The 9138-nt window shown below is 74.0% G+C and carries 9 protein-coding genes and 1 pseudogene; all 10 read right to left on the reverse strand.

Annotated elements, in window-relative coordinates:
- Positions 1–61: 61 nt before the first annotated feature.
- A complete protein-coding gene (smc, locus tag D476_RS0122965) occupies positions 62–3637 on the reverse strand; it encodes a chromosome segregation protein SMC (RefSeq protein ID WP_017626268.1) in 3576 nt (1191 codons plus the stop codon).
- A gap of 291 nt (positions 3638–3928) precedes the next feature.
- Positions 3929–4120, reverse strand: a complete 192-nt coding sequence (locus D476_RS36600; protein ID WP_083939609.1) for a hypothetical protein — start codon at positions 4118–4120, stop codon at positions 3929–3931.
- A gap of 276 nt (positions 4121–4396) precedes the next feature.
- Positions 4397–4696, reverse strand: a complete 300-nt coding sequence (locus D476_RS0122975; protein ID WP_017626270.1) for an acylphosphatase — start codon at positions 4694–4696, stop codon at positions 4397–4399.
- A 25-nt stretch (positions 4697–4721) separates the two neighbouring features.
- A complete protein-coding gene (gene mutM / locus D476_RS0122980) occupies positions 4722–5597 on the reverse strand; it encodes a bifunctional DNA-formamidopyrimidine glycosylase/DNA-(apurinic or apyrimidinic site) lyase (protein WP_017626271.1) in 876 nt (291 codons plus the stop codon).
- Between the two features lie 6 nt (positions 5598–5603).
- Positions 5604–6332, reverse strand: a complete 729-nt coding sequence (rnc, locus tag D476_RS0122985) for a ribonuclease III (RefSeq protein ID WP_017626272.1) — start codon at positions 6330–6332, stop codon at positions 5604–5606.
- A gap of 277 nt (positions 6333–6609) precedes the next feature.
- Positions 6610–6786 (reverse strand): 50S ribosomal protein L32, encoded by a 177-nt coding sequence (gene rpmF, locus D476_RS0122990; protein ID WP_017626273.1) that lies wholly within the window; start codon positions 6784–6786, stop codon positions 6610–6612.
- Positions 6787–6858: 72 nt separating this feature from the next.
- Positions 6859–7443 (reverse strand): YceD family protein, encoded by a 585-nt coding sequence (locus D476_RS0122995; RefSeq protein ID WP_026123773.1) that lies wholly within the window; start codon positions 7441–7443, stop codon positions 6859–6861.
- Positions 7444–7617: 174 nt separating this feature from the next.
- Positions 7618–8100, reverse strand: a complete 483-nt coding sequence (gene coaD, locus D476_RS0123000; protein ID WP_026123774.1) for a pantetheine-phosphate adenylyltransferase — start codon at positions 8098–8100, stop codon at positions 7618–7620.
- A gap of 40 nt (positions 8101–8140) precedes the next feature.
- The gene (gene rsmD, locus D476_RS0123005; protein ID WP_017626276.1) at positions 8141–8746 is read right to left on the reverse strand and encodes a 16S rRNA (guanine(966)-N(2))-methyltransferase RsmD; all 606 of its coding nucleotides are present in this window, start codon (positions 8744–8746) and stop codon (positions 8141–8143) included.
- 40 nt (positions 8747–8786) lie between these two features.
- Positions 8787–9138 (reverse strand): annotated as a pseudogene (locus D476_RS34265) (ATP-dependent DNA helicase RecG); the annotation flags it as partial.

Genomic DNA, 9138 nt, shown 5'->3' on the forward strand with positions numbered 1-9138 from the left:
TCCCTTCCACCCCCACACCTCGGCGTATGGACGACGGGGACGCCGCCCCGCAAGGGCCCGGTCAGGCGATGCGGGGGTTGATCTCCTCGGCGGCCTTGCGGTCGAGTTTCTGGCTGATCACCTGGGAGATGCCGTCCCCCTGCATCGTCACGCCGTACAGGGCGTCCGCCGCCTCCATCGTGCGCTTCTGGTGGGTGATCACGATCAGCTGGGACGAGGCCCGCAGCTCCTCGAAGATCACCAGGAGGCGCTGCAGGTTGGTGTCGTCCAGGGCGGCCTCGACCTCGTCCATCACGTAGAACGGCGACGGGCGGGCCTTGAAGATCGCCGCGAGGAAGGCCACCGCCGTCAGCGACCGCTCGCCGCCGGAGAGCAGGGACAGGCGCTTGACCTTCTTGCCGGGCGGGCGCGCCTCCACCTCGACGCCGGTGGAGAGCATGTCGTCGGGCGCGGTCAGCACCAGCTTGCCCTCGCCGCCCGGGAACAGGCGGCCGAAGATCTTCGCGAACTCCCGCTCCACGTCCGAGAAGGCCGCCGTGAACACCTCCTGCACCCGGTCGTCCACCTCCTTGACGACGGTGAGCAGGTCGCGCTTGGTCTTCTTCAGGTCCTCCAGCTGGGCGTTGAGGAACGCGTGCCGCTCCTCCAGGGCCGCGAACTCCTCCAGGGCCAGCGGGTTGATCTTCCCGAGCCGGTTGAGGTTCCTCTCGGCCTCCTTGGCGCGCTTCTCCTGCACCGCGCGCACGTAGGGGACCGGAACCGCGGCCTCCCCCTCGGCGTCCGCGGGGGGCGGGACCGGCACGTCGGGCCCGTACTCGGCGAGCAGCACCGGCACCTCGACGCCCAGCTCCTCCACGGCGCGGGTGTGCATCTGCTCCAGGCGCATGCGGCGCTCGGCGCGCGCGACCTCGCTGCCGTGCACGCTGTTGACCAGCTTCTCCAGCTCCACCGACAGCTCCCGGACCCGGGCGCGCACGGTCTTGAGCTCGGCCTCCTGCTCCTGGCGGCGGCGGTCGGCCTCGGCGCGCACCCGCTCGGCGTCGGCCAGCGACCGCTCGATGCGCTCCAGGGCCAGCCGGGCCGCCTCGGCTACCGCCTCGGCGACCCGCGCCTGCTCGGCGCGGACGCGGCGGCGGCGCGCCGCCCGCTCGCGGGCCTCCCGCTCGGCCTGGGCCTGGCGCATGAGCCCGGCGGCCCGCCCTTCGGTGGAGCGCACCCGCTCCTCGGCGGTGCGCACCGCCAGCCGGGCCTCCATCTCCGCCTGGCGGGCCTCGGAGGACTCGCGGGCCAGCGCGTCGCGGCGCCCGGTGTCGGGCTCGTCGTCCTCATCGGGCTCGGCCTCGGCGGCGGCCAGCCTCAGCTCCAGGTCGGCGAGCTTGTCCAGCTCGGCCTGGCGCCCCGCGGCGGCCTTGGCGGCCGCGGCCGCGTACCGCTCCACCTCCGCCTCGGCCGAGCGGGCCTGGCCGCCCAGCTTGCCGAGGCGCTGGGCAAGCTCGTTGCGGCGCTTGTCGCCCTCCCTGCGGCGGGCACCCAGCTCCTCGACCCGGGCGGCCGCACCGGAGCGGCGCTCCTGGGCCCCCTCCAGGGCGTCGCCCGCCTCCCGGCAGGCGTCGTCGGCGGCGGCGATGCGCTCGGCGGCCTCGTCGACGGCGGCCTGCACCTCCAGGATGCTGGGCGCGGCGGCCGAGCCGCCGTGGACCAGCGCCCTGCCGAACACATCCCCCTCCGGGGTGACGCAGGTCAGCGCGGGGTCGACGGCGGCGATCCGGAGCGCCTGCGCGGCGTCGGCGGCCAGCACGGTCCGGTCCAGCAGCGCCGTGACGGCGTCGGCCAGGGGGGCGGGCGCGGTCACCGAGTCGCGGGCGTAGCGGCACCCCTCGGGCGGCTCGGGCCAGTCCGCACGGGGGACGGCCGGGCGGGCGCGGGCGACGACCACGCCCGCGCGTCCGGCGTCGTTCTCCTTGAGCAGCGCGAGGGCGGCCTCGGCCCCGTCGGCCCCCTGCACGGCGACGCCCTCGGACGCCGCCCCGAGGGCGGCGGCGACGGCGGTCTCGTGCCCCGGCTCGACGTCCACCAGCTCGGCCATGGCGCCGATCGCACCGGGCAGCGCGTCCCCGGCGGCGAGCAGGGCGGCGGCACCGTCCTTGCGTTCCAGGCCCATCTCCAGGGCCTCCTTGCGGGCCGCCAGCGCGGCGCGCTCCCGCTCGGCCGTGCGCTCGGCGTCGCGCAGCCGGGCCAGCTCGGCGTCGGCCTGTTCCAGGTCGGCCCGCGCCTGTTCCAGGGCGCCGTCGAGTTCGGCGTCGCCCTCCTCCAGGCCCTCGGAGGCCTCGGCGGCCTCCTCGTACTCCATCTGGGCGGCCTCGGCGCGCTCACGGGCCTCGGCCGCGGACTCGTCGAGCCGCTGGACCTCGGCCTCGCCCGCGGCCAAGCGCCCGCGCACGGCGTCGACCTGCCCGCGCAGGCGGACCAGGCCCTCCCTGCGGTCGGCGGCGGCGCGCGCGGCGGCGGCGATGCGCTTCTCCTCGGCCTCCAGGGCGGATTCGGCCTCGGTGCGGACGCGGACGGCCTCGTCCAGTCCCTCCCGGGCCTCCTCAAGGCGGAAGCGGAGGGCCTCCTCCTGGGCGGCGGCCTCCTCGGCCTCCTGCTCCAGCTCCTCGGGGTCGGGGCCGCCGCGCTCCTCCTCCGGGGCGGCGGCGAGGTTGCGGTGGCGCTCGGCGGCCAGTCCGGCGACCGCGCCGAGCCGCTCCCTCAGCCGGGACAGCCCGTGGTAGGCCTCCTGCGCGCGGGCGAGGGCGGGCGCGGAGCGGGCCGCGTCCTCCTCCAGGACGGCCTCCCTCTCCTGCGCCTCGCTCAGCGACCGCTCGGCGGCCTCCCTGCGGCGGCGCACCTCGGCCTCGTCGGCCTCCTCCTTCTCCAGCTCACCCGTGAGCGTGGCGATGTCGTCGGCCAGGAGGCGGAGGCGCGCGTCGCGCAGGTCGGCCTGGATGACCTGGGCCTTGCGGGCCAGTTCGGCCTGGCGCCCCAGCGGTTTGAGGCGGCGCCGCAGCTCGGCCGTGAGGTCGGTGACGCGGTCGAGGTTGCCCTGCATCGCGTCGAGCTTGCGCAGCGCCTTCTCCTTGCGCTTGCGGTGTTTGAGGATGCCGGCGGCCTCCTCGATGAGGGACCGCCGCTCCTCAGGCCCGGCGTGCAGGACCGTGTCGAGCTGCCCCTGGCCGACGATGACGTGCATCTCCCGGCCGATGCCCGAGTCGCTGAGCAGGTCCTGGATGTCCAGCAGGCGGCAGGTGTCGCCGTTGATGGCGTACTCCGAGCCGCCGTTGCGGAACATCGTCCGCCTGATGGTGACCTCGGTGTAGTCGATCGGCAGGGCGCCGTCGGAGTTGTCGATGGTCAGGGAGACCTCGGCGCGTCCCAGGGCCGGGCGGGAGGACGTTCCCGCGAAGATGACGTCCTCCATCTTGCCGCCGCGCAGGCTCTTGGCCCCCTGCTCGCCCATCACCCACGCGAGGGCGTCGACCACATTGGACTTGCCCGAGCCGTTGGGCCCCACCACACAGGTGATCCCGGGCTCGAAGCGCAGGGCCGTGGCGGAGGCGAAGGACTTGAAGCCGCGCAGCGTCAGGTTCTTCAGGTACACCCCGCGTCCCCTCCGACCTCGGCGTCACCGGTGCTCCCGGTTCCGGTCCGGATTTCGGACCGGCGGCTTCAAGGGTGCCACGAGAGACGCGGGAAAGCGGCCGCATTCGGCCCGAGAGTCGCCCGCCACAGCGAGGATTGTGCGATATCACCGGGGGTACATCCCCGGGTGACAACAGCGGAGCCGCGGAGAGGACGGGAAAGGAATCCCCAAGGTAAGCACCCAAGGGACGCCTGTATTGCCGGCGCCGTCACGGCGGCCGGGGCGTCCCTTATCCCGAGTGCAATGTGGTTACGCGAGCGCGGGCTCGCGGTCGGTCGCGCCGACGGCGACCTCGGCGACGGATGCGGAGAGTTGGTCGTTGCGCGCCTGGAGCCGACCGATCTCGTCTTCGAGGTCGCGTACCCGCTTCTGCAGTCGTCGCATCTCCTGAACCATACGAGGGTCAGGACCGCCGACGTGGCCGAGTAGAGCCTTCGCCATGATGTGGGTCCTCCACACTGAGTGACCAGATGAGGTTCACACGCATATGAGCCACGAGCAGGATCGCGCCACCCGCCTCGTGGGTGGAATAGGAGCGCGGTCTGCCTTCCAGAGTCTCACCGTGGACGTCACTGGTCAAGGTTGCACGGAACTGTCGGTAACCGCACTGTGACCTGAGCAGGACACAGCGCACGACCCGCACAGGGGCGCCCCTTTCCCGCCCTGCGGGAAGCGTTGCGGGGGGCGCCCGCGAATCGCGTCACCCTCCCAGCATACTCACCGCTCCGCGAACCCGGTGTAGGAACCCCGGCACTGTGCCCACGTCTCCACGACCCCGTCCACGCGGCCCGGGGTCGCACCCCCTTTGAGCTGTGAGAGAAGCTCCTCACACCGTTCGCGCGGCCCCTCGGCGACGACTTCGACACGCCCGTCGGACAGGTTGGTCGCCGCTCCGGCGAGGCCCAGTTCCAGGGCGCGGGCACGGGTCCACCACCGGAACCCCACGCCCTGGACGCGTCCGCGCACCCACGCCGTCATGCGGACGGGGTCCGCCGTGTCCTGCCCGGTCTCCCCCATGGCCGGTCCCTCCTCGCTCACGTGGTCACGCCCCCCGCGCCGCGCCCCGGGGCCGGGGCTGGCAGCGCGGGCAGCTGAAGGAGGAGCGGTTCATGAACGCGTCCCGGCGGATGGGTGTGGCGCACCGCTCACAGGGCTCCCCGCGCCGCCCATAGGCCTTGAGTCCGCGCTCGAAGTAGCCGCTCTCCCCGTTGACGTTCACATACAGCCCGTCGAAGGAGGTCCCGCCCTCCTTGAGGGCCTCGCGCAGCACCTCGCGCACCTGCTCCAGCAGGAGCGACACCTGCGCCCGCGCGAGCCCGGACGCGGGCCGCGCCCAGTGCAGCCGCGCGCGCCACAGCGCCTCGTCGGCATAGATGTTGCCGATCCCGCTGACCAGCGACTGGTCCAGCAATGCGCGCTTGACCTCGGTGCGCTTGCGGCGCAGCGCGGCGGTGAAGGCGTCCTCGTCGAACAGCGGGTCCAGGGGGTCGGGGGCGATGTGCGCCACCACGTCGGGGACCACGCCGCCGTCCGGCGCCTCCACCAGCGGGGCCACCATCAGGTGCCCGAAGGTGCGCTGGTCGACGAAGCGCAGCTCGCGGCCGTCGGCGGGCAGCGGGAGCCGCACCCGCAGGTGCCGCTCGGCCGGGGCGCCCTCCGGCTGCACCAGGAGCTGGCCGCTCATCCCCAGGTGCGCCAGGAGCGCGTCACCGGAGTCCAGGGTCAGCCACAGGTACTTGCCGCGCCGGGCGGCGCCGTCGGCGGTGCGGCCGGACAGGCGGCCGGCGAAGTCGTGTGGGCCCGCCGCGTGGCGGCGCACCGAGCGCGGGTGCAGCACCTCGACGCCGTCGAAGGCGCGGCCCACCACCCAGCGCTCGACACCGCCCCGGACGACCTCGACCTCGGGGAGCTCGGGCAACGGGACCTACCCCTGGGCGTCGGTGGAGGCGGACTCGGAGCGGGCGCGGATGGCCTTCCAGGCCGACTCGGCGGCCTGCTGCTCGGCCTCCTTCTTGCTGCGGCCCTCCCCGGCGCCGTAGTCGGTTCCGGCCACGCGCACGGTGGCGCGGAAGGTCTTCTGGTGGTCGGGGCCGCTCTCGTCCACGTGGTACTCGGGGACCCCGAGCATCTCCGAGGCGGTCAGCTCCTGCAGCGAGGTCTTCCAGTCCAGCCCGGCGCCGAGCCCGGAGGCGGTGGAGATGAGCGGGTCGAACAGCCGGTGCACCAGCTCGGAGGCGGTCTCCAGGCCGCGGTCGAGGTAGACCGCGCCGATGATGGCCTCCAGCGTGTCGGCGAGGATGGAGGACTTGTCGCGCCCTCCGGTGCCCTCCTCGCCCCGGCCCAGCCGGATGTAGCCGCCGATGCCCAGGCCGCGCGCGACGTCGGCCAGGGCGCGCATGTTCACCACGGCCGCGCGCAGCTTGGCCAGCTGGCCCTCGGGAAGGTCGGGGTGCTCGCGGAAGAGCGTGTCGGTGACGATCAGCCCGAGCACCGAGTCGCCGAGGAACTCCAGGCGCTCGTTGGTGGGAAGGCCGCCCTTCTCGTAGGCGTAGGAGCGGTGCGTGAGCGCCCGCGCCAGGACATCGCCGTCGATTTCCACGCCGATGGCCTTGTGGAACTCCTTGGCCTCGGCCGCACTGATCTGAAAGGACACCGGACGCTCACTCCCTAGATCCACGGCGGCCCACGCCCCCCGCCGGCCGGGGCACGCGGCCGCTTCCGAGCCGTCCAGGGTCGCTCGAAGCCGTGGTGGCCGCCGCTGCGCGGCGGGCGCCGGGCGCCGCACCGCCATCGGCGGCCACCACGACCTCGGGATGGGCCCGAATCGGCGCGAAGTCAAGCTTATTCGAGGTTGTCGGGCGGGGGGCGGCCCAGCCCAAAAGGCGGGTCCCCTCCCGGGGCTCCGGGAGAGGACCCGCCGCGCGCGCGGGCTAGGCCGGGTTGACGGCCTGGCGGTTGTTGTAGGTGCCGCACGTCGGGCAGGCCTGGTGCGGGACCTTCGGGTCGCGGCAGCGGGGGCAGTTCACCAGCGACGGGCGCTTCGCCTTCCACTGGGAACGGCGCATGCGGGTGTTGGCCCGCGACATCTTCCGCTTCGGGACGGCCACTTCAATCCTCCTGGGTCACCCCCGCGGCGCGGGAGCTCACTTACCGGTACCCCCGCCGGTCGCGGGGAAGAACTAGCTGTCGCCCGAATCCAGGCCCAGCTTGCGCAGCGCCTCCCACCGGGGATCGACGCGATCGCCGTGGCCGTGGTCGGCGCCGGCCTCGGCGATTTTGACGCCGCACTCGGCGCACAGGCCGGGGCAGTCGTCCCGGCAGAGCGGCGAGAGCGGCAACGCGAGCACGGTCGCGTCGCGGACGACCTGCTCCAAGTCGAGCAGGTCGCCATCAAGATAGTAGTCCTCTTCGTCGGCGTCCGCGTCCGCGCCCTCCTCGGGCCGGCCGTAGGCGTCCTCGTCCGGGTAGTGGAAGAGCTCCTGGAAGGCCGACTCGAAGGAGGCCGACACCGGGTCCAGGCAGCGCCCGCACTCCCCCTCGTAGCGGGCCCGGGCGGTCCCGGTCACCAGCACCCCCTCCAGCACCGCCTCGAGCCGGAAGTCCAGCTCGATGTCGGAGCCCTCGGGGACCGAGGCCGTGCCGACCGCCAGCGACGCCGGTGCGGGCACCATGCGGACCATGGTGCGCATACTGCCGGGCTGCCGCCCCAGCGGCCGGGTGTCGACCGCGAACGGGGACCGGGGATCGATACGAGTCAGTGTGATCGCGCTTTCGGTACGGTCGGCCGGAGCCGACGCGGGTGGTCGCCTTGACGTGGCCGCGGCCCCTTCCCGACACGCCGTGGGCGCGCAGGAGGGACCGCGGTCAAACCGTCAGTCTAGCGATCCGGCAGGTCGTGCCCAAATCGTCCGGGGGCGGCGGGGCCGTGCGGCCGCGGGTCAGCCGTGCTCGGCGTACTTGGCGCGCAGCCGCTCCTGCACGTAGGGGGTGACCAGGCCCTCGACGTCGCCGCCGTACTGGGCCACCTCCTTGACCAGGCTGGAGCTGAGGAAGGAGTACTGCGGGTTGGCCGTCAGGAAGACGGTCTCCACCTCGGCCAGCCGGTAGTTCATCTGCGCGATCTGCAGCTCGTAGTCGAAGTCGCTGACCGAGCGGAGGCTGCGGACGATCATCGCGATGCCGTTGTCCCGGCAGTAGTCGACGAGCAGCCCGTCGAAGGTGTCGACGGTGACGTTGTCGAACGGCTTGACGCTCTCCTGGAGCATGTCGAGCTTCTCGTCGACACCGAACAGCCCGCGCTTGTTGACGTTGGTCAGCACGGCGGCCACGACCTCGTCGAACTGGCGGGCGGCCCGGCCGATGATGTCGATGTGGCCGTTGGTCACCGGGTCGAACGACCCGGAGCACACGACGCGTCGCACGGTGACCGCTCCTTCCTGCCGGGATGGGGCGCTGCCCCCTCTACCCGGGATCATCCCCCTCGGCAGGGGCGTGTTCGGGACGACTCGCGGCGCGACCGTACCAAAGCGCCGCCTCGCCGTACCGACGCACCCGGGTCCCTTCGAAGCCGCGGGGCCACTGCGGGTCGGGGCCGCGCGCGGAGCGCTCCAGCACGACCAGCGCGTCGGGGGCGAGCCAGCCCCGGTCCCGCAGGGCGGCCAGGACCGCGCCGACCTCGTCGTCGCCGACCGCGTACGGCGGGTCGGCCGCCACCAGGTCGTAGGGCCCGCCGCCGGGGCCGCGCTCCAGCACCCGGGCGACCCGGTCGGCGGCCAGATCGGCGCCGGGCAGGCCCAGGGAGGCGATGTTGCGCCGGACGACGGCGGCCGCCCTGCGGTCGGCCTCGACCATGAGGGCGTGCGCGGCGCCGCGGGAGAGCGCCTCCAGTCCGATCGCCCCCGACCCGGCGTACAGGTCGAGCACCCGCAGCCCGTCCAGCGGGCCGAGCTCGGACTGCACGGAGGAGAAGAGCGCCTCGCGGGCGCGGTCGCTGGTGGGGCGGGTGGTGCGGCCGTCGGGGACGGCGAGGCGGCGCCCCCCTGCCGTACCGGCGATGATGCGGGTCATGCCGTAGACCGTACCGGGGGCGTGTGGGCCGTCCGGCGGCTCAGGCCTTCTCCAGGAAGTCGGCGCGGTCCTCGCCCAGAAGCGCGTCGAGCGCCGCGGCCAGGGGCGGGTGCGAGGCCAGCTCCGGGTCGCGTTCGACCAGGGCGGCCGCCTCCGCGCGGGCCTCGCCGATGAGCTCCTCGTCGCGGAGCAGGGTGAGCATCCGCAGCGACGAGCGCCGGCCCGACTGGGCGCCGCCGAGCACGTCGCCCTCGCGGCGCTGCTCCAGGTCGACCCGGGACAGCGCGAACCCGTCGGTGGTGGCGGCCACCGCGTCCAGCCGCTGCCGGGACGGTCCGCCCTCCTCGGCCTCGGTGACCAGCAGGCACAGGCCCGGGAGGCTCCCCCGGCCC

The organism is Nocardiopsis chromatogenes YIM 90109 (assembly GCF_000341185.1).
Classification (GTDB): Bacteria; Actinomycetota; Actinomycetes; order Streptosporangiales; family Streptosporangiaceae; genus Nocardiopsis_A; species Nocardiopsis_A chromatogenes.